This is a genomic window from Pseudomonas sp. SWRI111 (genome assembly GCF_014268555.1).
GTDB lineage: Bacteria > Pseudomonadota > Gammaproteobacteria > Pseudomonadales > Pseudomonadaceae > Aquipseudomonas > Aquipseudomonas hamedanensis.
This window is the reverse complement of record NZ_JABWQQ010000003.1, coordinates 60771-83966: the sequence shown is the minus strand read 5'-3', so window position 1 is coordinate 83966 and position 23196 is coordinate 60771. Positions and strand designations below refer to the sequence as shown.

The window sequence follows — 23196 nt, the reverse complement described above, 5'->3', positions numbered from 1 at the left end:
GGATGAACTATGCAAATCCAAGTCAACAGCGATAACCATATTCAAGGCAGTAAGCGACTGGAGGAGTGGGTACGTACAACTATTGAGAGCACGCTCGAACGTTATGAAGAAGACCTGACCCGTGTCGAAGTTCACCTGAGCGACGAGAACGGTGAGAAACCAGGTCCCCATGACTTGCGCTGCCAACTGGAAGCGCGGCCAAAAGGCCACCAACCGATTTCCGTGACCCATAAAGCCGATTCGCTGGAGCAGGCGATCGACGGCGCTGCCGAGAAGCTCGAGCACGCCCTGGAACACCATTTCGGCAAAAAACGAGGCAAACCACGCGCCGCTGTAGTGCCATTCGAGCGCAAAGCGAATGACCGGTTGCTGGAGGAAGAATTTCTCGAAAACGAACAGGCAGCGATCAACAGTTGATGCGCTGATTTCATAAGCCACCCCAATGAGAACGGGCCTGCGATTGCAGGCCCGTTTTTGTTTTTTGCGGCTGGATTTAGAGTCTGGCGTGATAAAGCAGACCCCCACCCCAGCCCTCTCCCAGAGGGAGAGGGGGCCGAACTCGATTGCTTTCTAAACTTGAGTTCGGCTCGATATCTCATGTCGGCGTAACTCGCTAAAACAACGCGGTCAGTCCCCTCTCCCTCCGGGAGAGGGCTAGGGTGAGGGCGCTTTTCGATTCGCTGCAATTCTTATGATCTGTTCCAGCACATCGTCCATTTGCTGCATCACTTCGAGATTGCTGAAACGTACGACTTCAATACCCTTTTGATTCAAATAACCCGTCCGGCGCCGGTCATGGATCACTCCCGGCGATTCATGGTGTTGGCCGCCATCAAGCTCGATCGCCAACTTCAGTTCGGCACAGTAAAAATCGAGCACATAGGGCGGGCAGGGATACTGACGACGAAATTTCAGATTGGCGATTTGCCGGGCGCGAAGCTTTTGCCAGAGCAGGAGTTCGCAGTCGGTTTGTTTGACGCGTAGCTGGCGGGCGAATCGGGTGAGGGTGGGGCGATTTTGCATGCTTCACGGTCCTTGTGAAGTGGTTTGATATTTAACTGTAGCCCAGAACCCTCACCCCAGCCCTCTCCCGGAGGGAGAGGGAGCCGACCACGTTGTCAGCGGGATGTATGTCGACCTGACATACCGCGTCGATCATGGATTCAAAATAGTACTCTCAGATCGACACATCTTTGAAATTCCCCCCAATCAGTCCCCTCTCCCTTTGGGAGAGGGTTAGGCGGGCGGCGTTCCGATGAGGGGCTTTTGACGTTGATTTTTTCGGTCTCAGAACGCCACAGACGTTTGCACATAAACCGTCCGCGGTTCCCCCACATACTTGCCCTTGTTGTTGTCATCGAACGAACGCGTGAAGTACTGCGTGTTGAAGATGTTCTTCACCCCCACCGCCACGTTCAGATCCGACAACTGCGGCCCGAAGTCATAACCCGCGCGGCTGCTGAACAGCATATAACCGGGGATCTTGCCGGTGCTCCCATCAGCACTTTCCCTGGACGTGTTGGCGTTGTCGGCAAACTGGTCGCTCTGGAAGCTGCTATCCAGGTTCAGTTTCCATGGCCCTTCGGTATAACCGACGCCAACCGTGCCTTTGTGTTTAGAGGAAAACGGCACGCGGTTGCCCTTGTTCGGTCCGTCTTCGCGGATGGTTGCGTCGACGTAGGCGTAGCTGGCGTAGACGTTAAAGCCGGCCAGCGCCGGGCTCACGTCATCCAGTGCATAGTTGACACTGGTCTCGATGCCCTGATGCCGGGTCTCGCCACGGGCGATCACCGAGTCGTTGGTCTGGTTGCTTTCGTACTGGTTGTCGAAGTTGATCAGAAACGCGCCGATTTCCGCCCGCAGCGCACCGTTGTCGTAACGCGTGCCGAGTTCCCAGGTGCGGGCTTTTTCCGGTTTCACTTCACCGCTGGTCACGCGGTTGGGCATCTGACTGTACTGCACGCTGCCGAACGAGCCTTCGGTGTTGGCGTACAGGTTCCAGCTGTCAGTCAGGTGATAGAGCACGTTCAGCGCCGGCAACGCGGTGTTGTAGTCGCCCTTGTATTTGACGTTGGTCAGGTTGTTGGTCTGCTGCGACTCGATCATTTCGTAGCGCACGCCGGGGGTGATGGTCCATTTGCCGATATCGATGCGATCATCGACGAAGAACGCATTGGCTTCGGTGCCGCCACGGGTGTCGCGGTCGTTGCGACTGCTGGTGGTCGGGTATTCGTTGGCGCTGATCGGCGTGCGATAACGCAGCTCATGGCCGGCCTCGTTGATGTAGCGGTAGCCGACGCCGACTTCATGGCTGCTCGAACCGAGGTCGAAGCCCTGGGCGAAACGGGTTTCCAGACCGCGCACCCAATATTCGCGCGGAGACAGCGAAAGGAATGTGCCCTGATCGAGATAACCGCTGCGCAGTGTCTTGGTGAAGAAGGTGTTGGCGGTGAACTCGCGGCGATCTTCCTGATAGCGATAACCGAAGTTGAACATCGTCCGGCGACCCCAGAACTGGTCTTTCGGGCGCGTCGACTGATACGGATCGGCATCGTAGTCGGCAACGTTCAAACCGCCGGGCATGTCGGCCTTGCCTTCGTAATATTGGGCCATGGCGTTGAAGCTGTTGGCCTCGTCGAGCTGGTATTTGCCCTTGAGGATAAGGTCGTCGATCTCGGTATCGCTGTGTTCACGCCAGTCGCCGCCGCGTGTGCCGGAATACAGCAATGCGCCGCCCAGACCATTGGCATTGGTGCCGCCGGCCAGCAGGTTGGCGCTGGTCTTGAAACCGTCATGGCTCGACGATGGACTGGTTTCGGTCTGGAAGCCGCCCTTGACCGTTGGTTCGTCGGGGATCGCCCGGGTTACGAAGTTGACCACGCCGCCGACGTTCTGCGGGCCGTAACGCACCGCACCGCCGCCACGCACCACGTCCACCGCATCCATGTTGCCCATGCTGATCGGTGCAAACGACAACTGTGGCTGACCGTACGGCGCGAACGGCACCGGGATGCCGTCCATCAGAACGGTCGAGCGCGCGGCAAGGCGTGGATTCAAACCACGGATGCCGAAGTTCAGCGCCATGTCATGGCTGCCGGTGCCGTTGTTTTCTGGTGCGTTAACGCCCGGAATGCGGTTGAGCACGTCGCGGGCCTGCGTCGCGCCCTGACGCTCGAATTCTTCGCGGCGGATCACATCGCGCGCACCGGGGTGTTCGAAAACGTTGATCTGCGCCGCATCGCCAAGCCAGTCGCCGACGACTTTCGAGGTGTCCAGCTCCAGCGCCGCATCTGCCACCGGTTGCAGGCTGAACGCATTATTGCCCTCGGCGCGAGCTTGCAGGCCTGTGCCTTCGAGCAGGGCATCGAGGCCTTGTTGCGCGGTGTAATTGCCTTCCAGGCCTCGACTCTGCACGCCGCTGGTGACTTGCGAGCCGAAGGAAATCAGCACGCCGGCTTCACGGCCAAACTGGTTGAGCGCGGTTTCCAGCGACGCAGGGGCGATGTGATAGACCTTGGTCTCGGCGGCCAGTGCGGCGGGCAGGGCGGTCAGACTCAGGCTGGCGCCGAGGACGAGATTGCGCAGGCTGCGGGCCAGTGGCGTAAGGCGGGTGGGCTGCATGTCGAATGATCCTGAGAAGGTGGAATCAAGGGGGCTTTCCTTCTCTGTCACGCCAGATCTGAAAAACGGCTCACTGTTTACGAATATTTTTCAGCGACTGCTGTTCTGGCGAGGGCGCTTGCTCCCGCTGGGTCGCGCAGCGGCCCTTCCTTTCAAAATGGCCCTGCTGCGCAGTCCAGCGGGAGCAAGCTCCCTCGCCACAATAATTTTTGCCTCACGCCCGGGCTTCGACGGTCACCCAATAGCGAGTAAAGCGCTTCACTTTGACCGGAAGACTGATCTGCAACAGCTCAAGAATCCGTTCGCTGTCATCCAGAGGGTACGTCCCGGAAATCAGCAGATCGGCGACTTGGCTATCGCAACTCAACTGGCCGCGACGGTAGCGGCCAAGCTCTTCAAGAAAATCGCCCAAGCGCATGTGTGCGGCGACCAGCATGCCGTCTGTCCAGGCTCCGCTGTTGGCATCCAGCGGTTTAGCCTCACTGACGGAGGTCGTGGTGAAATTCAGTTGGCGCGCGACGGGCAACATCAGCGGCGCGCGTTGACTGCCGGTCAATTCGACTCGCCCTTCGAACAGCGCAACCTGCGTGCGATCGGCAAACTGCCGGACATTGAGGCGTGCACCTTGGGTTTTCAGCACGCCTTGCGCCGTGCTTATCTCGAACGGTGTCGCAGCGCTCAAAAGCATTTCGCCCTCCAGCAGCCGAATCGATCGACGCGCGGCATCGACATCGACCGAGCTGGCGGTATTGAGCTGCAACGAATCGGCGCCACCTAGCGCAATCTTGCGCCGTTGCCCGATCGGCGTACGGTAATCGGCGAGCAGTGACGGCAGCGGCGTGTGCTCGCGCAGGCTCCAGGTCAATGCGGAACCGGCACCGAGAATCAGCAGCAGTTTCAGCGCCTGCCGGCGGCTGGTGGACTTCGGCCCGTTCAACGCCGCGTGGGCCAGCGGTGACGACACTCCGCGCAAGCGCTGGTTGACCCGTTGCATGTGTTCCCACGCCCGGCGGTGTTCGCTGTGTGCATCCAGCCATTGTTGCCAGGCCTGTTGCTGGCGCGGCGTCAGCGTGCCCTGCTGCATTTCCAGCAGCCAGTGCACCGCCTGTTCGGCGACCTGCGCGGAGAAATCCGGCGCGCGATTCACAGGGCGAAATAGCAGCGCATGGCCGCTTTGTTCAAATGGCGCTTGACCGTGGCCACCGAGATACCCAGTTCAGCGGCGATCTGTGGATACGTCAGGCCATCGACCTGAGCGAGGAGGAAGGCGCGCTTGACCTGGCGCGGCAAACCGTTGAGCAGATCATCGAGTTCGACCAATGTCTGCAGGATGATCGCTTTGTGTTCTTCCGACGGCGCGACCATCTCTGGCAGCTGCGCCAGTGTCTCGAGATAGGCGCGCTCCAGATCCTGACGGCGGTAGTGATTGAACAAGACGCGCTTGGCCAGGGTGGTGAGAAAGGCGCGCGGTTCGATGATGACAGGCGGTTCGCGCGCGGTGAGCACCTTGATGAACGTGTCCTGAGCCAGGTCCGCCGCGCTGTCCGGGCAGCCGAGCCGGCGCCGCAGCCAGCCGGTGAGCCAGCTGTGGTGGGCGTGGTAAAGCGATTCGACAGGATGGGCGGGCGGCAACGAAATGACTCCGGACGCAATGCTTGCGTAGAGAACGTGCGTTAGAGAACAAGAACGGTTCGCATTGTAGGGGCTGGAGGTCGTCCCCGGCAATCAGATGCTTTTGCGTATGAGAATATTTATCATTAATATTGCTCGCCTGTCGTTCGGCTTGTCGGCCGGGCGTTTTTCGTTTCAGGGTCGAAACATGAAAGGCAAACTCGCCACGCTTCCCATGTCCTATCGTCTGGCGCTCACCTCGCGGGTGCTGGCGGCGATTTTTGGCGGCTATCTGGTCGCGGCGCTGGCCAGCGTCGCCCTGACGCTGTGGCTGCCGTTGAACCGCGCCGAGGCGGTGGTGACCGGCATGACCGTATCTTTTCTGGTTTATCTGGTCGCGGTGCTCTGGTGTTTTGTCTGCCGCAGCGCCTGGTCAGCGTGGGTCGGCTTGCTGGTGCCGAGCGTGATTCTCGCCACCGTCTCCGGCGTTGTGCGCGGCCTGGGGCTGGCATGAAAGAGGGCTTCCTGCAGGCGATGGCCTGGGCGCAGTGCTGAGATGCTGATTGGTCTGCCGCCGGAATCGCGCGACGACGAGCCGCGTGGCGCCCGTGCGCATTTTCTCCAGGTGTTCCTGTCCCAGCGTGCGCAAATGGAAGCGCTGGTGAACCGGCGTGTCGGCTGCCGAGCGACGGCGGCGGATCTGGTCCAGGATCTGTTTCTGCGTTTCTGGCGCCGGCCACTGGTGCAGGTCGAGGAGCTCAGCACTTATCTGCTGCGCTGCGCTGGCAACATTGCCATCGACCATTTGCGCAGTGAAGGCACGCGGGCCCGCGTCAAGGAAGGCTGGCAGCCGGACGAACCCGACAGCCACGGCAGCGAGCCGCAAGCGGCACTGGAGGCGGGCAACGACCTGCGCCATGTCGAAGCTGCACTGCGCGCCTTGCCTGAGCGTACCCGGCAGATTTTTCTGCTCAATCGCATTCACGGTCGCAAGTACGCCGACATCGCCAAAGCCATGGGCCTGTCCCAAAGCGCCGTGGAAAAACATATGATGCGCGCCCTCGAGGCCTGCAAGGCCAGCCTGCGCGAACCCGCGCCACGCCTGCCAGGGAAAGCACCGTGAACCGATCCGATTCCGTCTCCCCGACCCCCGCTCAGGAGCAAGCCGCTCTCGCCTGGCTGAGCCTGTTGCATGATCGGCCGAGCGCCGGCGATCAACTGACCTTCAGCCGATGGCTGCGCGCCGATCCGGCCCACGCCGAAGCGTATGCGCAGGCGCAGGTCGTCTGGGAATTGAGCGAAAGCCCGGCGCGCTCGCTTGCCGCTGAAGAAGCGGCTGCACTGCAAGGGTATCTCGACGCAATGGACCGACCGCGGCGTCCGCGATTCCTGCGTGGTGCGGGAGTGCTGGCGATAGCCGCATGTTTGTTGCTGATGGTCAGCCTTGGCACGGGTTGGCAACCGCAGCGCTGGGTCGATGATCTTGGCGCCGATTACGTGTCGGCGCCTGGCGAAATTCGCACGGTGACGCTGGCCGATCAGTCGCAAGTGACCCTGGATGCCGACAGTGCGATTGCCGTTGATTTCAGTCACGGTCAGCGGCGCGTGCAACTGATCCGGGGGGCCGGTTTCTTTAGCGTCAGCCACACCGGCGATCCGTTTGTGGTCGCGGCGCAGCAGGGCGAGGCGCGGGTGCTCGGCACCCGGTTTGAAGTGCGTTTGCAGCCTCACGGTGCGCAGGTCACGGTGATGTCCGGGCGCGTCGGCGTGTCTGCCAGTCGTGACGGCGAGCAGCAGATTCTCACTGCCGGTCAACAGGTCGCTTACGCTGACGGAACGGCGCAAAAGCTCCATGCGGTGGACAGTGAAGCGCAACTGGCCTGGCGCCAGGGTTGGCTGACGTATTACAAATCGACCTTGGCCGATGTGGTGGAAGATTTGCGTCGCTATTACCCGGGACGGATTGTTGTGCTCAATGACGAGTTGGCGGCGCGCAAGGTCAGCGGCAGTTTTCCGAGCAAGGATCCGCAGGCGGTGCTCAATTCGTTGCAGGGGGTGTTGGGGTTTGAGCAGCATCGGGTGTTGGGGCGTCTGATCATTTTGCAGTGAGGCTGCCGGCCTCTTCGCGAGCAGGCTCGCTCCCACAGGGGGAGCGCAGTTCAAATGTGGGAGTGGGCTTGCTCGCGAAGGGGCCAGAACAAACAACACAACACTCCCGAAAAATAATTTCGAAATCTTGGTGAGGTAACTCCGAGCCCCATCCGTGTAGTGACTGAAACTGCGATTCATTCGCATCCGTTGCGGTTCTACACAGGTCGTCAAGCAATGAAGTCCAAGGCAAAGTCGGGTTCGGTCAAACAGTGGTTAAGCGTGTCGGCGTTGAGTTTTCTCGCGTTGGCACTGTTGCCGATGCGGGTGGCAGTGGCCGCTGAGGCGGTCAGTAATCAGCCGCAACAGCAGTTCAATTTTGCCCTCGCCGCAAAGCCGTTGCCACAAGCCTTGAATGACTTCAGCCGCGTCACCGGGCAGAGCGTGGTTTACACCGATGAAGCGCCGTACGGCCTTAATGCCCGGGCGGTCACTGGTCGGATGAGCGCCGAACAGGCACTGCAACGCTTGCTCGGCAACTCCGGCCTGAGCTTCCGCCGCACTGACCCGCATACCTTGGCGCTGGAACCCCAGCCGACCGAAGGCGCGCTGAACCTCGGTGCCACAACGATCACCTCGATGCGCGATGAATCGATGAGTTATCAGCCGCCGCAGACCAGTTCGGTGATGCGTTCTTCGGCCTCGTTGCAGGAAATTCCGCAGACCGTCAACGTCATCCCGGCGCAGGTCATTCGCGATCAGTCGCCACGCAATCTCGATGACGCGCTGGCCAACGTCAGCGGCATCACCCAAGGCAACACCTTGGGCAGCACTCAGGATTCGGTGATGACCCGCGGTTTCGGCGACAACCGCAACGGTTCGATCATGCGCGACGGCATGCCGCTCGTGCAGGGCCGTGGCATGAACGCCAGTGTGGATCGCGTCGAAGTACTCAAGGGGCCGGCCTCGTTGCTCTACGGGATTCAAGACCCCGGCGGCGTGGTCAACCTGGTCAGCAAAAAGCCCGAACTCACTCAGTACAACGCCCTGACCCTGCGCGGCTCGACCTACGGCGACGGCAAGAATGGCAGCGGCGGCGCGTTCGACAGCACCGGTGCATTGGGCGATTCCGGATTCGCCTATCGCATGGTCCTCGATCATGAAGACGAAGATTACTGGCGCAATTTCGGCACGCACCGCGAGACGCTGATTGCGCCGTCGCTGGCCTGGTACGGCGAGCGCACCAAGCTGTTGTTTGCCTACGAGCACCGCGAATTCCTCACCCCGTTCGACCGTGGCACTTTGATCGATCCGCGCACCAATCATCCGCTGGATATCTCACGCAAGGAGCGTCTCGACGAGCCGTTCAACGACATGGAAGGGCGTTCGGACCTTTACCATTTCGAAGCCGATCATGAGCTAAACGACGATTGGAAAGCCCACTTCGGTTACAGCTGGAACCGCGAAACCTACGACGCCAGCCAGGTCCGCGTGACCGCGATCAATACCAGAAACGGCACGCTGACGCGCAGCATGGACGGTACGCAGAACGCGATCAGCACCGATCGTTTCACCACCGCCAGCCTCGAAGGCAAGGTCAATGTGCTGGGCATGCAACATGATCTGGTGTTCGGCGTCGATGACGAGTACCGCAAAATCTACCGCGAGGATCTGATCCGGCAGAAAAGCCTGACCACTTTCAGTTACCTCAATCCGGTCTATGGCCGCGAAGTGATGGGCACGACGGTGAGCGCGCCCGACAGTGCGCAGACCGATGAACTGCGCAGCGACTCGGTGTTCCTGCAGGACTCGATTCACCTCAACGAGCAGTGGATTCTGGTCGCTGGCGGACGCTTTCAGGAATACGACCAGTACGCCGGCAAAGGCGTGCCGTTCAAGGCCAACACCGACAGCAACGGCCAGAAGTGGGTGCCGCGCGCAGGTCTGGTGTATCGCTACACCGATGCCTTGTCGTTCTACGGCAGCTACACCGAATCGTTCAAACCCAACTCGACCATCGCCCCGCTGAGCGGCAGCAGCACTGTGCTCGACGGCAGCATTGCGCCCGAGGAAGCCAAGTCGTGGGAGCTGGGCGCGCGGCTGGATTTGCCGGGCAGCATCACCGGTAATATCGCGCTGTTCGACATCAAGAAACGCAATGTGCTGGTGGCCAACTCCGAAGGCCCGACGACAATCTACAGCGCGGCGGGCGAAGTGCGTTCACGCGGGCTCGAAGTGGATTTGAGCGGCCAGCTCAGCGAGCACTGGAACCTGATCGGCAGCTACGCCTACACCGATGCTGAAGTGACCGAAGACCCGGAATACAAGGGTAAGCGCCTGCAAAACGTAGCGAAAAATTCCGGCTCGCTGTCGGCGGTGTATGACTTCGGCAGTGTGTTCGGCGGCGATCAATTGCGTGTCGGTGCCGGCGCGCGTTATGTCGGCGAGCGCGCCGGGAACGCGGTGAATGATTTTGACCTGCCGAGCTATACCGTGGCCGATGCGTTTGCGACTTACGACACTAAAGTCGAAGGGCAAAAGGTCAAGTTTCAGTTGAACGTGAAGAACCTGTTTGATCGCACCTATTACACGTCATCGGCGAGCCGCTTCTTTGTGTCGATGGGCGATTCGCGGCAGGTTTCCTTGTCGAGCACTCTGGAGTTCTGATCCAGAATCGCATCATTGTTCTTCGTCGGAGCGCCGCCCGGAGTCAGGCTCGCTCTCACAGGAAGCTACATTCCAAGGTGGGAGCGAGCCTGCTCGCGAAGGGGCCAGTACCGAGGACAAGGTGCGAGGCCTTAGCGCAAAAACGCCTGCCGATACTCCCCCGGCGTCCCACCCAGAACCTGGCGAAACCGGTTGGTGAAATGACTGGCACTGGCAAACCCGCACGCCAGCGCAATCTCGCCCAGCGGCAGCGCCGTCCCGCGCAACAACTCGCGCGCGCGGCTCAGGCGGCGCGCCAGCACATACTGATGCGGCGGCAGCCCGAAGCTGACGCGGAACATCCGCGCAAAGTGATATTCCGATAGCGCACACAGCCCGGCCAATTGGCCGAGGCTGATCGGTTCGGCCAACTGATTGGCGATGAATTCCATCAATTGTCGGCGTTGATGCGGCGCCAATCCGCCCTTCAAACGCAGGCCTTGCCGCACGCCAACCTGGCTGAGCAGGGTGTGGCTGATCAATTCGTGGGCGAGGCTGCTGGTCAGCACGCGCTCGGCCGGTTCGTCCCAGTTCAGGGCCAGCAATTGCCGAAAGCGCTGCGCCTGCTGCGGGTCTTCAAGAAAGGTCTGTTCACGCAACTGCATCTCGCGTGGTTCGCGGTCGAGCAAAGTGACGCAGCCAAGGGCGAATTGCTCGGCGCTGAAATACAGGTGCGCCAGACGAATATCGCCGTTGATCACCCAGCCCGATTCATGATCGGCCGGCAGGATGCACAGCTTGTCTGGCCCGCCCTTGTGGCCCGGCTGGCCACGGCGGAATGTGCCGGTGCCGCCGGCGATGTAGCAGGAGAGGGTGTGATGACTCGGCGCTTCGTATTCCTGGGCGTCGTGGTGGTTGGTCCACAAAGCCGCAGACAAACCGTCACCGAGCTCGGCGCTGTGCACCAGGCGTGCATTCGGCGAGCGGTTGAGGGCTTGAAAGACTTGCAGGGTATCAATGGCGGCCATGTTCGTTCTCTCCAACGCCTTGCATCCTACTCCGTAGGCACCGCGCTGCCAGCCTGTCGGCAGACAAAAGCGCAAGATTCTGCAAGCGCTCAAGGCGACCCCGGGCGGACACTCAAGGCCTGTTTTAGGAGCGTTTGTCATGAACCTGTCGTTGTATCTGCTGACCGTGCTGATCTGGGGCACCACCTGGATTGCCTTGAAATGGCAATTGGGCGTGGTCGAAATTCCAGTGTCGATTGTCTATCGCTTTGGTCTTGCTGCGCTGGTGTTGTTTGCGCTGTTGCTGCTCAGTCGGCGCCTGCAACCGATGAATCGACGCGGGCATTTGATCTGTGTGGCTCAGGGATTGTGTCTGTTCTGCGTGAATTTCATGTGCTTCCTGACGGCCAGTCAGTGGATTCCCAGTGGGCTGGTGGCGGTGGTGTTTTCGACGGCAACGTTGTGGAACGCGCTGAATGCGCGAGTGTTCTTCGGCCAGCGCATTGCGCGTAATGTGCTGATGGGCGGCGCGCTCGGTCTGTCCGGTCTGGGGCTGTTGTTCTGGCCGGAGCTGGCTGGGCATCAGGCCAGTCCGCGAACCTTGCTCGGCCTCGGTCTGGCGTTGTGCGGCACCCTGTGTTTTTCGGCGGGCAACATGTTGTCGAGTCTGCAGCAGAAGGCCGGCCTGAGGCCGCTGACCACTAACGCCTGGGGCATGGCCTATGGCGCGGCGATGTTGTCGGTCTGGTGTCTGCTCAAAGGCATTCCCTTCGACATGGACTGGTCGTCGCGTTATGTCGGTGCGTTGTTGTATCTGGTGATTCCCGGCTCGGTGATTGGCTTCACCGCGTACTTGACGCTGGTCGGGCGCATGGGGCCGGAGCGTGCCGCTTATTGCACGGTGCTGTTCCCGGTGGTGGCGCTGAACGTATCGGCGTTCGCCGAAGGTTATCAGTGGACCGCACCGGCGCTGGCCGGGCTGGTGTTGGTGATGCTGGGCAACGTGTTGGTGTTTCGTAAACCGAAAAAGCTGTTGTCTGCCCGTCAGGGAAAGTTGGCTTGATAAAACGAGCGCTGTGGTTCAGCGCTCAACTTTCAATGTGATGTAAATCATTACCGGGAAAATGAAATCGACAATATGTCTTGCCCAGTCCTTGGCATTCCATGATTGCGAAGTGTCCATGTCGAACCACTCCACACCGACAGTTTGCAGGCAAACGTAATAAATGAAGAGGGCGACCAATATGCCCATGATCGAAAATTTCTTGGCTTCATGAAATGCCGCAGCCGATGCATCGATGTAGCGATATAACTGGTAAGTACCGATGATGCAGAGCACCGTATACGTGACTTCCATGGTAATGATGAACCAGTAGATCCGGTGATGGATCATCGGCGAGTCAATCGCCCGATACATGATGTTCTCGCTGGCATTGGTGGTGTCCATGCTCAGGATGTGCGCGACGTATGTGTAGTTGGATTCGTAGTCGGTAAAGTTGTGGATCATCACCAGCAGGCCAAAGAAGCTTATATAAGCCATCAAGATGACTTTGCTGTAACGAATGAGTTTGTCAGTGGTCAGGGTGTTCACGGGATTTTGCTCTCCTTGCCATTAATCAATCAATAAATTGATAAGTGCCGAGAGCTTATATCGCAGTTGCCTGATTTGGCTTTGCTGTTCGGTTGCAAGTTATGTATCGGGAGTAAGTCCAGGGCCAGCGCTTTGTTGCGCTGGCCCGGTTTTTTATCCGCGCCAGACTTGCGGGTTGACCAGATCCTGCGGCCGTTCGCCGAGCAGGGCGCTGCGCAAGTTGGCCAGTGCGCGATTGGCCATGGCTTCGCGGGTCTCGGTGGTGGCCGAACCGATGTGCGGCAGGGTGACGGCGTTTTTCAGCTGGAACAGCGGCGACTCGGCCAGCGGTTCTTTTTCGTAGACGTCCAGCCCGGCGCCACGGATGCGGTTGTTTTGCAGGGCTTCGATCAGCGCCGGTTCGTCGACAACCGGGCCACGAGAGATGTTGACCAGAATCGCGCTCGGCTTCATCAGCGCCAGTTCGCGATGGCTGATCAGGTGGCGGGTCTTTTCGCTGAGTGGCACCACCAGGCAGACGAAATCGGCTTCGGTCAGTAGCTCATCGAGGCTGCGGAACCGGGCACCGAGTTCCTGTTCCAGATCGGGCTTGCGGCTGTTGCCGCTGTAGATGATCGGCATGTTGAAGCCGAAACGGCCACGACGGGCGACGGCCGCACCGATGTTGCCCATGCCGACGATGCCGAGGGTTTTGCCGTGCACGTCGCTGCCGAACAGTGGGGCGCCGACGCTGGCCTGCCATTGCCCGGCCTTGGTCCAGGCGTCGAGTTCGGCGACGCGGCGGGCACTGCTCATGATCAGCGCGAAGGCCAGATCCGCTGTGCTTTCGGTGAGTACGTCGGGGGTGTTGGTGAGCATGATCCCGCGTTCGTTGAAGTAGTCGAGGTCGTAGTTGTCGTAGCCGACCGAGACGCTGGAGACCACTTGCAGTTTTGTTGCGGTTTCCAGTTGGGCTTTGCCGAGTTTGCGGCCGACGCCGATCAGGCCGTGGGCGTGGGGCAGGGCTTCGTTGAACTGGGCGTTGATGTCACCGTTCTTGGGGTTGGGGACGATGACGTCGAACTCTTCTTGCAGGCGTTCGATCATGGGCGGGGTGATGCGGCTGAAGGCCAGGACTGTTTTTTTCATTGGGTTTGGACTCGTCGGGCTTGATTGCAAGCACGCTAACATTTTCTCGCTCGGGTTGTCTTGGCGGCCTCTGGGCCGGCCATGCCTTGGGTTTTTCGGGTGTGAATATCCGTTGCTTCGGTAGCGGCTGCTGGCGGTTTCGCCCTTACGGCGAGGCACTTTTTCCAGACGCCGAAAAAGTACCCAAAAAGGCTTGCTCCTGCGTTCGGCCCTCGCAGGCTCGGGTTCCTTCGCTGCGGGATCGATCCGGGCGCAGCGTTTCCGGTTTGCTTCGCTGCACCTCCTTCCGCTGTGTACGACTTCGTCGTACGGTCGCTGCGCTCCCACGCCCGGATCAATCCCTCCACTCAGCCTTCCGACGTCGCCCGTGGATCAAAAGCAAGATCAAAAGCACGCGAGCTAACGCTCATTGTTGAGTGGAGCGGCTTCGCCGCGGGCAGCTGCGCTGCTTTGCCTTTGCTTTTGTAGGAGTGAGCCTGCTCGCGAAAGCGTCTTCACTGCCAACCTATCTCTGCCAGATTCACCCTGCCCCTGTGGGAGCTGGCTTGCCAGCGAAGGCGGCCTGGCAGCCGACCTGTTTCTTACTGGCGTATGCATTCCAACTGTAGGAGTGAGCCTGCTCGCGATGACGCCCTCATAGCCAACCTATCTCTGCCAGATTCCCCCTGTCCCTGTGGGAGCTGGCTTGCCAGCGAAGGCGGCCTGACAGCCGACCTGTTTCTTACTGGCGTATGCATTCCAACTGTAGGAGTGAGCCTGCTCGCGATGACGCCCTCATAGCCAACCTATCTCTGCCAGATTCCCCCTGCCCCTGTGGGAGCTGGCTTGCCAGCGAAGGCGGCCTGGCAGCCGACTCATATCTTGCTGATGTGCACGATCCAGAATTGTGGGAGCGAGCCTGCTCGCGAAAGCGGTTTATCAGACACCCGAATGTTGAATGCGCCGAAGCCTTCGCGAGCAGGCTCGCTCCCACAGAGACTTAATTGTGTGTCGGCGATTGCTGGATTTCGTAATTATCCAGCACCCGGTTCACTGCCAGTTCCGCCAGCATGATCACTTGTTGGATGGCCAATATCGTGTGCCGCTGCGGGCTGTCGACGTAGGCGGCGATGTCGCTGCTCATGATGCTGGCCGAGGCGAGGGATTCGCAGGCGTGGGCCAGCAGGCTTTCGTTGTCCTGGTCCGGGGCGACCTGGAACATGGTGCTGGGTTTGTGGCTTTGCTGCGCGCTGGCGGACGGTTTGAGGTAGTGGTCCAGCGCACGCTCGGCGGCGTCGTGGAGTTTTTTTGAATCGGGGGATTGGTAAGGGGAGGTGCTTTCTGATTCGGGTGGATTGGGTGTCGGTTTGAACATGGCAAAGATCCTTTTGGATTAATGGAGCTGCCATTTTTTCGTTTTCCAGGCGAAAGGGGTGGCAGCTGTACGCGGACTGGAAAAACCGGCAAAGGATCAAACCCGGCAGACCCGAAGGTCTCCCACGTACAGCCGCCATAACTTGAATACCGGCGCTGAAAGAGCGCGGCATTATGTCATGCGCTGTGATCCTGCGGGTTTTCCAGACCCGGTCGCTGATTCGTCAGCAACCGCCAAATCCTAGCCAGCGCACTTCCGACGGACAACCTGCAAAACCTGTCGGAAACTTCCGTGAAAACAATGCGATGTAGGAGCTGCCGTAGGCTGCGATCTTTTGATTTTTAAACAGCAAGATCTAAAGATCGCAGCCTCGTTGCACTCGTCAGCTCCTACACGAAACCTGCGGGTGTTTAAAACTCAGGTGGCGACGCGGACGCCTGCCAGACTCCCACTCAATTCATACGCCGCCAATTCCGCCTGATGCGCCGCCAATATCTCCGGCAACGATCCGCGCAAATACTCCACCCACGTCTTGATCTTCGCATCCAGATACTGCCGCGACGGGTAGATCGCATACAGATTGAGTTCCTGCGAGCGGTAGTTCGGCATCACCCGCACCAGCGTGCCGTTGCGCAGGCCTTCGATCGCGGCGTAGACCGGCAGCACGCCGATGCCCATGCCGCTGGTGATGGCGGTTTTCATCGCGTCGGCGGAGTTCACCAGGAATGGCGAACTGTTGATGGTGACCATTTCCTGGCCGTCCGGGCCGTCGAAGGCCCATTTTTCCAGCGGGATCACCGGGCTGACCAGGCGCAGGCAGGCGTGGTTGAGCAGGTCGCTGGGTTTCTGCGCGGCGCCGTTGGCTTTCACGTAGGCCGGGGAGGCGCAGACGATGCTGTAGGTGATGCCCAGGCGCTGCGAGACAAAACCTGAGTCCGGCAATTCGCTGGCGAGCACGATCGATACGTCGTAACCCTCGTCAAGCAGGTCCGGCACGCGGTTGGCCAGGGTCAGGTCGAAGGTCACGTCGGGGTGGGTCTTGCGATAGCGCGCGATGGCGTCGATGACGTAGTGCTGACCGATGCCGGTCATGGTGTGCACTTTCAATTGCCCGGCCGGGCGCGCGTGGGCGTCGCTGGCTTCTGCTTCGGCTTCTTCGACGTAGGCGAGGATCTGTTCGCAGCGCAACAGGTAGCGTTTGCCGGCCTCGGTCAGGGCGATGCGCCGCGTGGTGCGATTGAGCAGGCGGGTTTGCAGGTGGGCTTCGAGGTTGGAAACCGCGCGCGAGACGTTGGCGGTGGTGGTGTCGAGTTGCACGGCGGCGGCGGTGAAGCTGCCGGCTTCGGCGACACAACTGAAGGCGCGCATGTTTTGCAAAGTGTCCATGGGGTGCTCTCAAGGGAGATGGCAAATTGTGACACGAAGTTTCAGGGGCTGAGACCCCCGACCAAGGGATTATCTCGTTAACCGTAACAAAGATTCACAGAAATCCCAGCTTATCGCCGTCAGGGCAGCTCCATAGAATTGCGCCGTTGTGGGAGCGGGCTTGCTCGCGAAGGCGATCTTACCTGCAACGTGTCTGTCGGCTGACAGAACGCTTTCGCGAGCAAGCCCGCTCCCACAGGGTCTCGGTTCTTCCCCTCTCTCAGGAATTCGCAGCTGTGCCGCGTCGCATCAACAGAGCGCTTTTGCCGCTCAGTGTTCTGGTTTTTTCCCTGGCTCTCGGCGGCTGCATCTCAACCCAAGGCATTGCCCCGCAAGGCAAGGCGTTGCAGGCCGATTCACTGGCCACCGATGCAGCCATTGCCGAGGCCGCCAAAGACGCCCACTGGCCCACTGCGCAATGGTGGCAAGCGTTTGGCGACCCGCAACTCAATCGCTGGATCGACCTCGCCGTGCAGGGCAGCCCGAGCATGGCCATGGCGGCGGCGCGGGTGCGTCAGGCCAGGGCGATGGCCGGTGTCGCCGAAGCGGCCGAATCATTACAAGTAAGCGGCGAATCGACGCTCAAGCGCCACAACTGGCCGACCGATCAGTTCTACGGTCCGGGTGAGCTGGCCAACAGCACGACCTGGGACAACAACGCCGCGCTGGGCTTGAGCTACGGCCTTGACCTCTGGGGCCGCGAAAGCAATGCCAGCGAACGCGCGGTGGATCTGGCGCACGTGAGCGCCGCCGAGGCGCGGCAGGCGCAGCTGGAGTTACAGAACAACCTGGTCCGTGCCTACATCGAGCTGTCGCTGCATTACGCTCAGCGCGACATCGCCGCGGCGACGCTCAAGCAGCAACAGCAGATTCTCGACCTGGCGCAGAAACGCCTGAGTGGCGGCATCGGCACTCACTTCGAAGTCAGCCAGGCCGAAGCACCGCTGCCGGAAACCCATCGACAACTCGATGCGCTCGATGAAGAAATCGCCCTCAGCCGCAACCAGATTGCCGCGCTGGCCGGAAAAGGCCCGGGCGCCGGTGCGCAGTTGCAGCGCCCGACTTTATCCCTCGCGGCACCGTTGAAGTTGCCGTCGGCACTGCCCGCCGAACTGCTCGGGCAACGCCCGGACGTGGTCGCCAGCCGTTGGCAAGTGGCGGCGCAAGCCCGTGGCATCGATGTCGCTCATGCCGGTTTCTATCCCAACGTCGATCTGGTCGGCAGCCTCGGCTACATGGCCACCGGCGGCGGGGTGCTGGAGTTCTTGACCGGCAAGAAGCTCAACTACAACGTCGGCCCGGCCATTTCCCTGCCGATCTTCGACGGTGGGCGTCTGCGCGCTGAACTGGGTGAAGCGGCGGCCGGATATGACATCGCCGTGGCGCATTACAACCAGACGCTGGTCAACGCGCTGAAAAATATCTCCGACCAGTTGATTCGCCGCGAGTCGATGGACAAACAGCAGGCGTTCGCCGCCGAGTCCGTAGCCGCAGCGCAGAAGACTTACGACATCGCAATGATCGCTTATCAGCGCGGGCTGACCGATTACCTCAATGTGCTGAATGCGCAGACTTTGCTGTTCAAACAGCAACAAGTGCAGCAGCAGGTGCAGGCGGCGCGCCTGAGTGCGCATGCCGAGCTGGTGACGGCGCTCGGCGGTGGACTGGGTGCCGGTAATGACGTGCCGACGGCCGAGCAAACCCAGGCCCCAAAAAAACCGGCACTCCTGCGTTGAACACACAACCCCCTGTAGGAGTGAGCCTGCTCGCGATAGCGTTGTGTCAGGCAAAGCAAATGTCAGCTGACACACCGCTATCGCGAGCAGGCTCACTCCTACAGGGACCGTGTCATGCCCAAATTTGAGCGCTAACGAATGACATCTTTACCCGCCCCCCTGCGCTGGCTCTACTCCCTTGAATGGCGTCGTGGGTTCTTCGACTGGGCACGCAGCGATGGCGTGACCTGGGTGTATATCTTCAAGGTGCTGATCGCAGCGTTCCTCACGCTGTGGCTGGCGATGCGTCTGGAATTGCCGCAGCCGCGCACGGCAATGATCACCGTGTTCATCGTGATGCAGCCGCAGAGTGGTCAAGTGTTTGCCAAGAGTTTCTACCGCTTTCTCGGCACGTTGGCCGGGTCGGCGGTGATGGTCACGCTGATCGCCTTGTTCGCGCAGAACACCGAACTGTTTCTCGGCGCGCTGGCGATCTGGGTCGGCCTCTGCTCGGCCGGTGCCGCGCGCTGCCGTAACTTTCGCGCCTACGGTTTTGTGCTCGCCGGTTATACCGCGGCGATGGTCGGTTTGCCGGCGCTCGCGCACCCGGACGGCGCCTTCATGGCGGCGGTCTGGCGGGTGCTGGAAATCTCGCTGGGGATTCTTTGCTCGACGCTGATCAGCGCCGCGATCCTGCCGCAAACCGCCAGTGCGGCGATGCGCAACGCCTTGTATCAGCGCTTCGGCGTGTTCGCGTTGTTCGTCACCGATGGCCTGCGTGGGCGCAGCAAAGCCGAGTCTTTCGAAGCCAGCAACGTGCGCTTCATCGCCGAAGCGGTGGGCCTGGAAGGGCTGCGCAGCGTGACCGTGTTCGAAGACCCGCACATGCGCCGACGCAACGGTCGCCTGAGCCGTTTGAACAGCGAGTTCATGGGCATCACCACGCGGTTCAACGCACTTCATCAATTGCTCGAACGCCTGCGCGGCAACGCTGAAGAACACGTGGTGGCGGCGATCAGACCGGGGTTGCAGGATCTCGCCGAAGTGCTCGACGGCTTTAGCGGTCGTGCCTTGACCAGCCCCGATGCGGCACGCTTGGCCACGGCGCTTGCGACGTACAAGGAAGGCTTGCCGGCACGCGTGCGCAGCTTGCGCGGGATTTTTCAGCAGAGCCAGCCGAGCGAGGCCGAGCAGCTGGATTTTCACACCGCTTATGAATTGCTGTATCGCTTCGTTGATGACCTGCACAGTTATGCACAGACCCACGCGTCGCTGGCCGATCACCGCCACGAACGCGAACGCTGGGACGAACCCTTCACCCCGCAAACCAACTGGTGGGCGGCCGCGGCTTCGGGGATTCGTGCTTCATTCATCCTGATCGTGCTGGGCAGTTACTGGGTCGCCACCGCGTGGCCGAGCGGTGCCACCATGACCCTGATTGCCGCGGCGACTGTCGGCTTGTCCGCGGCGACGCCAAACCCGAAACGCATGGCCTTCCAAATGGCCTGCGGGACTTTTCTCGGCGCCTTGATCGGCTTCGTCGAGATGTTTTTCATCTTTCCGTGGATCGATGGTTTTCCTTTGCTGTGCGTGATGCTCGCACCGGTGATCGTGTTCGGCTCGTTCCTCGCTTCGCGTCCACAATACGCCGGTGTCGGCCTCGGTTTGCTGATCTTTTTCAGCACCGGTTCGGTGCCGGACAACCTGACTGTTTACAACCCTTACACCTTCATCAACGATTACATCGCGATGGTCATGGGCATGCTGGTGTGCGCGGCCGCCGGGGCGATTATTCTGCCGCCCAACAGCCGCTGGTTGTGGCAACGCCTGGAGCAGGACTTGCGCGGGCAAGTGGTCTATGCGATCAGCGGCAAGCTTAAAGGCCTGGCCTCGAGTTTCGAGAGCCGTACCCGCGATTTGCTGCACCAGGCTTATGGCCTCGCGGCCGGGCAACCGAAGGTGCAGAAACGTCTTCTGCGCTGGATGTTCGTGGTGCTGGAAGTCGGCCACGCGATCATTGAATTGCGCAAGGAACAGGCGATCCTGCCGGTGCACCCGGCCTATGCCGAGTCGCAGCCGTGGCGCCAGGCAATTCGTGTGATGGGCCGGGCGCTGGTGCGTCTGTTTCTGCAACCCAACGCGAGCAATCTTGAGCGCGCACTGGTCGCCGTCGATCATGCCATCAGCCGCGTCGCCGCCACCGATGAGCCGTTCGCGCCGCACTTCGACACGTCGGCGTTGCGCCGGGTGAAAAGCTATCTGCATTTCATCCGCACCTCGCTGCTCGACCCGCAATCACCGCTCGCCGAATTCGCTCCCGCCAGGCCCGAAGGACTTGCCCATGCCTCGTGAAATCGCCTTCCACGGCGTGTACATGCCGACCATGACCCTGATGTTTTTCATCGCTGCGGCACTGGCCTGGGCGGTGGATCGGTTTCTTTCGGGGTTCGACCTGTACCGCTTTTTCTGGCACCCGGCGCTGCTGCGCCTGAGCCTGTTTACCTGTCTGTTTGGCGCCATGGCGCTGACTATCTACCGTTGACTCTCTGTCTCTAAAGAAGGCTCTGATGAAAAAGTTTTTCAGCCTGCTCGCGACCCTGCTGGTGCTGGCCCTGGCGCTGTGGATCGGTCGCACCTTGTGGGAGCACTACATGAACACGCCGTGGACCCGCGACGGCCGCGTGCGCGCCGACATCATCAACGTCGCCGCCGACGTTACCGGCGAAGTGGTCGAAGTGCCGGTGCGTGACAATCAGTTGGTGAAGAAGGGGGACTTGCTGATGCGCATCGATCCCGAGCATTACCGCATCGCCGTCAAGCAGGCGCAGTCGCTGGTCGCTTCGCGCAAGTCGACCTGGGAGATGCGCAAGGTCAACGCCCATCGCCGCGCCGATCTGGACAACCTGGTGATCTCCAGGGAAAACCGCGACGACGCCAGCAACATCGCCGACGCCGCGCTGGCCGATTACCAACACGCCCAGGCGCAACTGGAAGCCGCCGAACTCAACCTCAAACGCACCGAAGTGCGCGCCGCGGTGGACGGCTACGTGACCAACCTCAATGTGCATCGCGGCGACTACGCGCGCATCGGCGAAGCAAAAATGGCCGTGGTCGACATGAACTCGTTCTGGGTTTATGGCTTTTTCGAAGAGACCAAACTGCCGCACGTTCGCGTCGGTGACAAAGCCGACATGCAGTTGATGAGCGGCGAAGTGCTCAAGGGCCATGTGGAGAGTATTTCCCGCGGTATCTATGACCGCGACAACCCGGAAAGTCGCGAGCTGATCGCCGACGTCAACCCGACATTCAACTGGGTGCGGTTGGCCCAGCGAGTGCCGGTGCGGATTCACATTGACGAAGTGCCGGAAGGGGTATTGCTGGCGGCGGGGATTACCTGCACGGTGGTGGTGAATCAGACTCCGGCGAACCTCTGACAGACCGAGTCGCCTCCTTCGCGAGCAGGCTCGCTCCCACACGCGATCTGCGTCACACCGAAAACCCCTGTGGGAGCGAGCCTGCTCGCGAAGAGCCGGCGCATCCTGACTCACCTGTGGCTGATCCACTACTTTCGCGAGCAGGCTCACTCCTGCAGGCGATCTGCGTCACACCGAAAATCCCTGTGGGAGCGAGCTTGCTCGCGAAGGGCGCGACGCGGACTCAGAGTTTCGCGCGCAGGCCGAAGCGCTTCATCAGTGTGGATTCCAGCAAACCCTTGGGCACTAATGCCGCCAGCAACGGCAACGCCCGGCTGCCGTTACCGATGCGGATCAGCCGTGGCGGCTTGTTCCGCTGCACGGCTTGCAACAACTGCGCAGCAAACTCAACCGTCGGTGTCGGTTTGTCCTGCGAGGCCTTGGCTCGTGCGCGAATGCCTTCACGCAAGGGAAACCACGGCGATTGCTCATTGATCAACTGTTCCGCTTCATGTCCGGCGTTTTTCGCGAAGCTCGATTCGATCGCGCCGGGCTGCACTTCCATCACACGGATACCGAATGGCGCGAGTTCCATGCGCAGGGCATCGCTCAACGCATGCACCGCCGCTTTCGAGGCGCAGTAGGCACCGGCAAATGGCGTGACCAGCACGCCGGACACGCTGCCGATATTCACCACCTGACCTTTGCTCCGGCGCAGCAGCGGAAACAGCGCGCGGGTGACGCCGACGATCGAGAACACGTTGGTTTCAAACTGCCGCTGCATGGCCGCCACGCCGCCATCGAGCAACGGCCCCATCGCGCCATACCCGGCATTGTTGATCAACACATCGAGGCCGCCATGTTGCTGGTTGAGGCGCTCGCCGAGTTGTTCCAGCGCTTTGCCATCGTTGACGTCCAACTGGACCGCAGTGAAACCGGCGACGCTGAGCGCGGCCACGTCTTCAGGCTTGCGCGCAGTGGTCCAGACTTCGTAGCCGGCCATCTTGAAAGCATCGGCGAGGGCGCGGCCGATGCCGCTGGAACAACCGGTAATCAACGCAACGGGCATGGCGCATTCCTTGTGCAAAAGAAGGTGGGAGAGGACATCAGTCGGAGAAACTACCCTGCAAATGCTCGGCGCGAAACTCCAGGGTTTGCGGGCGATAACCGGGGCGCAGCGGCGGCAGTGGCAAACAGTCTTCCCAGGTGCCGCCGGCCTGCAATTCGCCCGGGCCACGGTAACGTGGCGCGGTGTATTGATTGTCGGCCAGGTTGACCGTGTCGCCGGGAGCATAGGCCGCAATGCGCCAGCGCAATTCGGTCAGGGGCACGCTATTGCCATTGCTCAGTTTCAGTTGTAACGGGCGATCCGCCGGGCACTGCTCGGGCACATAGGCGATGCGCAGGTCCAGGCGCGCCAGTTGCTTGATTTCGCGATGGTCCAGCCACACCACCCACATCGCCACGAAGCCCAGGCCAATCGCCGCCGCCACCGAAACAGGCAGGGCCTTGGCCGGATAGCGCAGCAACAGGATCAGCCAGGTGATGACCAGCAGGATGCCGATGAACATGCTTGAACGCTCCGTCGGTGAATGAG

At 60.6% G+C, this 23196-nt stretch carries 21 protein-coding genes; 10 read left to right on the top strand and 11 right to left on the bottom strand.

Annotation, left to right across the window (positions count from 1 at the left end):
• Nucleotides 1-9: 9 nt before the first annotated feature.
• Nucleotides 10-417 carry an HPF/RaiA family ribosome-associated protein gene (locus HU755_RS05900; protein WP_186630913.1) on the top strand — a complete coding sequence of 136 codons (408 nt, stop codon included), beginning with the start codon at nucleotides 10-12 and terminating at the stop codon, nucleotides 415-417.
• 237 nt (nucleotides 418-654) lie between these two features.
• Here the strand turns inward: HU755_RS05900 and HU755_RS05895 are convergent, their stop codons facing one another.
• The 4 genes from HU755_RS05895 to HU755_RS05880 all read right to left on the bottom strand — a co-directional run bounded on the left by HU755_RS05895 (nucleotide 655) and on the right by HU755_RS05880 (nucleotide 5253).
• Nucleotides 655-1023, bottom strand: coding sequence for an endonuclease domain-containing protein (locus HU755_RS05895; RefSeq protein ID WP_186618730.1), 369 nt, complete (start codon nucleotides 1021-1023; stop codon nucleotides 655-657).
• A gap of 264 nt (nucleotides 1024-1287) precedes the next feature.
• Nucleotides 1288-3621, bottom strand: a complete 2334-nt coding sequence (fecA, locus tag HU755_RS05890) for a TonB-dependent Fe(3+) dicitrate receptor FecA (protein WP_186630912.1) — start codon at nucleotides 3619-3621, stop codon at nucleotides 1288-1290.
• A gap of 214 nt (nucleotides 3622-3835) precedes the next feature.
• Complete coding sequence (locus tag HU755_RS05885) at nucleotides 3836-4768, bottom strand: FecR domain-containing protein (RefSeq protein WP_186630911.1); 933 nt, start codon at nucleotides 4766-4768, stop codon at nucleotides 3836-3838.
• On the bottom strand, nucleotides 4765-5253 hold the full coding sequence (locus HU755_RS05880) for a sigma-70 family RNA polymerase sigma factor (RefSeq protein ID WP_186630910.1): 489 nt from the start codon (nucleotides 5251-5253) through the stop codon (nucleotides 4765-4767). Before HU755_RS05880 ends, HU755_RS05885 begins: the two co-directional genes overlap by 4 nt.
• A 187-nt stretch (nucleotides 5254-5440) precedes the next feature.
• On the opposite strand from HU755_RS05880, the gene HU755_RS05875 reads away from it, so the two are divergent.
• The 4 genes from HU755_RS05875 (at nucleotide 5441) to HU755_RS05860 (ending at nucleotide 9987) form a co-directional block, all read left to right on the top strand.
• On the top strand, nucleotides 5441-5746 hold the full coding sequence (locus tag HU755_RS05875; RefSeq protein WP_186630909.1) for a DUF3649 domain-containing protein: 306 nt from the start codon (nucleotides 5441-5443) through the stop codon (nucleotides 5744-5746).
• 42 nt (nucleotides 5747-5788) lie between these two features.
• Nucleotides 5789-6355 (top strand): RNA polymerase sigma factor, encoded by a 567-nt coding sequence (locus HU755_RS05870; RefSeq protein ID WP_186547198.1) that lies wholly within the window; start codon nucleotides 5789-5791, stop codon nucleotides 6353-6355.
• Nucleotides 6352-7341: a FecR domain-containing protein gene (locus HU755_RS05865; protein ID WP_186630908.1), complete on the top strand. Its 990-nt coding sequence runs from the start codon at nucleotides 6352-6354 to the stop codon at nucleotides 7339-7341. Before HU755_RS05870 ends, HU755_RS05865 begins: the two co-directional genes overlap by 4 nt.
• A 216-nt stretch (nucleotides 7342-7557) precedes the next feature.
• Nucleotides 7558-9987, top strand: coding sequence for a TonB-dependent receptor (locus HU755_RS05860; RefSeq protein ID WP_186630907.1), 2430 nt, complete (start codon nucleotides 7558-7560; stop codon nucleotides 9985-9987).
• Between the two features lie 131 nt (nucleotides 9988-10118).
• Here the strand turns inward: HU755_RS05860 and HU755_RS05855 are convergent, their stop codons facing one another.
• Nucleotides 10119-10994 carry an AraC family transcriptional regulator gene (locus tag HU755_RS05855; RefSeq protein ID WP_186630906.1) on the bottom strand — a complete coding sequence of 292 codons (876 nt, stop codon included), beginning with the start codon at nucleotides 10992-10994 and terminating at the stop codon, nucleotides 10119-10121.
• 139 nt (nucleotides 10995-11133) lie between these two features.
• On the opposite strand from HU755_RS05855, the gene HU755_RS05850 reads away from it, so the two are divergent.
• The gene (locus HU755_RS05850; protein WP_186630905.1) at nucleotides 11134-12036 is read left to right on the top strand and encodes a DMT family transporter; all 903 of its coding nucleotides are present in this window, start codon (nucleotides 11134-11136) and stop codon (nucleotides 12034-12036) included.
• An 18-nt stretch (nucleotides 12037-12054) separates the two neighbouring features.
• Here the strand turns inward: HU755_RS05850 and HU755_RS05845 are convergent, their stop codons facing one another.
• The 4 genes from HU755_RS05845 to HU755_RS05830 all read right to left on the bottom strand — a co-directional run bounded on the left by HU755_RS05845 (nucleotide 12055) and on the right by HU755_RS05830 (nucleotide 16432).
• Nucleotides 12055-12564 (bottom strand): DUF2165 family protein, encoded by a 510-nt coding sequence (locus tag HU755_RS05845; RefSeq protein WP_186630904.1) that lies wholly within the window; start codon nucleotides 12562-12564, stop codon nucleotides 12055-12057.
• Nucleotides 12565-12717: 153 nt separating this feature from the next.
• Nucleotides 12718-13692, bottom strand: coding sequence for a D-glycerate dehydrogenase (locus HU755_RS05840; RefSeq protein WP_186630903.1), 975 nt, complete (start codon nucleotides 13690-13692; stop codon nucleotides 12718-12720).
• A gap of 979 nt (nucleotides 13693-14671) precedes the next feature.
• Nucleotides 14672-15046 (bottom strand): DUF6124 family protein, encoded by a 375-nt coding sequence (locus tag HU755_RS05835; protein WP_186547191.1) that lies wholly within the window; start codon nucleotides 15044-15046, stop codon nucleotides 14672-14674.
• Between the two features lie 417 nt (nucleotides 15047-15463).
• A complete protein-coding gene (locus tag HU755_RS05830; protein ID WP_186630902.1) occupies nucleotides 15464-16432 on the bottom strand; it encodes a LysR family transcriptional regulator in 969 nt (322 codons plus the stop codon).
• A 275-nt stretch (nucleotides 16433-16707) separates the two neighbouring features.
• Between HU755_RS05830 and HU755_RS05825 the strand changes: the two genes are divergently transcribed.
• From HU755_RS05825 to HU755_RS05810, 4 genes are all read left to right on the top strand, one after another.
• Nucleotides 16708-18207: an efflux transporter outer membrane subunit gene (locus HU755_RS05825; RefSeq protein ID WP_186630901.1), complete on the top strand. Its 1500-nt coding sequence runs from the start codon at nucleotides 16708-16710 to the stop codon at nucleotides 18205-18207.
• 138 nt (nucleotides 18208-18345) lie between these two features.
• Nucleotides 18346-20538: an FUSC family protein gene (locus tag HU755_RS05820; RefSeq protein WP_186630900.1), complete on the top strand. Its 2193-nt coding sequence runs from the start codon at nucleotides 18346-18348 to the stop codon at nucleotides 20536-20538.
• Nucleotides 20528-20728 (top strand): DUF1656 domain-containing protein, encoded by a 201-nt coding sequence (locus tag HU755_RS05815; protein WP_186551330.1) that lies wholly within the window; start codon nucleotides 20528-20530, stop codon nucleotides 20726-20728. The genes HU755_RS05820 and HU755_RS05815 overlap by 11 nt, the downstream gene beginning before the upstream one ends.
• 25 nt (nucleotides 20729-20753) lie before the next feature.
• Complete coding sequence (locus tag HU755_RS05810) at nucleotides 20754-21620, top strand: HlyD family secretion protein (protein WP_186630899.1); 867 nt, start codon at nucleotides 20754-20756, stop codon at nucleotides 21618-21620.
• A 223-nt stretch (nucleotides 21621-21843) separates the two neighbouring features.
• On the opposite strand, the gene HU755_RS05805 is transcribed toward HU755_RS05810, so the two are convergent.
• Both HU755_RS05805 and HU755_RS05800 read right to left on the bottom strand, forming a co-directional pair.
• The gene (locus tag HU755_RS05805; RefSeq protein ID WP_186630898.1) at nucleotides 21844-22668 is read right to left on the bottom strand and encodes an SDR family oxidoreductase; all 825 of its coding nucleotides are present in this window, start codon (nucleotides 22666-22668) and stop codon (nucleotides 21844-21846) included.
• 37 nt (nucleotides 22669-22705) lie between these two features.
• Nucleotides 22706-23170: a multidrug transporter gene (locus tag HU755_RS05800; RefSeq protein ID WP_186618748.1), complete on the bottom strand. Its 465-nt coding sequence runs from the start codon at nucleotides 23168-23170 to the stop codon at nucleotides 22706-22708.
• Nucleotides 23171-23196 lie beyond the last annotated feature (26 nt).

What these genes read in the sequence shown, in the direction of transcription:
- HU755_RS05820 (WP_186630900.1), top strand. Translation starts at nt 18,346, where the DNA reads ATGACATCTTTACCCGCCCCCCTGCGCTGGCTCTACTCCCTTGAATGG.
- HU755_RS05805 (WP_186630898.1), bottom strand. Translation starts at nt 22,668, where the DNA reads ATGCCCGTTGCGTTGATTACCGGTTGTTCCAGCGGCATCGGCCGCGCC.
- fecA (WP_186630912.1), bottom strand. Translation starts at nt 3,621, where the DNA reads ATGCAGCCCACCCGCCTTACGCCACTGGCCCGCAGCCTGCGCAATCTC.
- HU755_RS05850 (WP_186630905.1), top strand. Translation starts at nt 11,134, where the DNA reads ATGAACCTGTCGTTGTATCTGCTGACCGTGCTGATCTGGGGCACCACC.
- HU755_RS05870 (WP_186547198.1), top strand. Translation starts at nt 5,789, where the DNA reads ATGCTGATTGGTCTGCCGCCGGAATCGCGCGACGACGAGCCGCGTGGC.
- HU755_RS05875 (WP_186630909.1), top strand. Translation starts at nt 5,441, where the DNA reads ATGAAAGGCAAACTCGCCACGCTTCCCATGTCCTATCGTCTGGCGCTC.
- HU755_RS05810 (WP_186630899.1), top strand. Translation starts at nt 20,754, where the DNA reads ATGAAAAAGTTTTTCAGCCTGCTCGCGACCCTGCTGGTGCTGGCCCTG.
- HU755_RS05860 (WP_186630907.1), top strand. Translation starts at nt 7,558, where the DNA reads ATGAAGTCCAAGGCAAAGTCGGGTTCGGTCAAACAGTGGTTAAGCGTG.
- HU755_RS05840 (WP_186630903.1), bottom strand. Translation starts at nt 13,692, where the DNA reads ATGAAAAAAACAGTCCTGGCCTTCAGCCGCATCACCCCGCCCATGATC.
- HU755_RS05800 (WP_186618748.1), bottom strand. Translation starts at nt 23,170, where the DNA reads ATGTTCATCGGCATCCTGCTGGTCATCACCTGGCTGATCCTGTTGCTG.
- HU755_RS05895 (WP_186618730.1), bottom strand. Translation starts at nt 1,023, where the DNA reads ATGCAAAATCGCCCCACCCTCACCCGATTCGCCCGCCAGCTACGCGTC.
- HU755_RS05830 (WP_186630902.1), bottom strand. Translation starts at nt 16,432, where the DNA reads ATGGACACTTTGCAAAACATGCGCGCCTTCAGTTGTGTCGCCGAAGCC.
- HU755_RS05855 (WP_186630906.1), bottom strand. Translation starts at nt 10,994, where the DNA reads ATGGCCGCCATTGATACCCTGCAAGTCTTTCAAGCCCTCAACCGCTCG.
- HU755_RS05900 (WP_186630913.1), top strand. Translation starts at nt 10, where the DNA reads ATGCAAATCCAAGTCAACAGCGATAACCATATTCAAGGCAGTAAGCGA.
- HU755_RS05835 (WP_186547191.1), bottom strand. Translation starts at nt 15,046, where the DNA reads ATGTTCAAACCGACACCCAATCCACCCGAATCAGAAAGCACCTCCCCT.
- HU755_RS05815 (WP_186551330.1), top strand. Translation starts at nt 20,528, where the DNA reads ATGCCTCGTGAAATCGCCTTCCACGGCGTGTACATGCCGACCATGACC.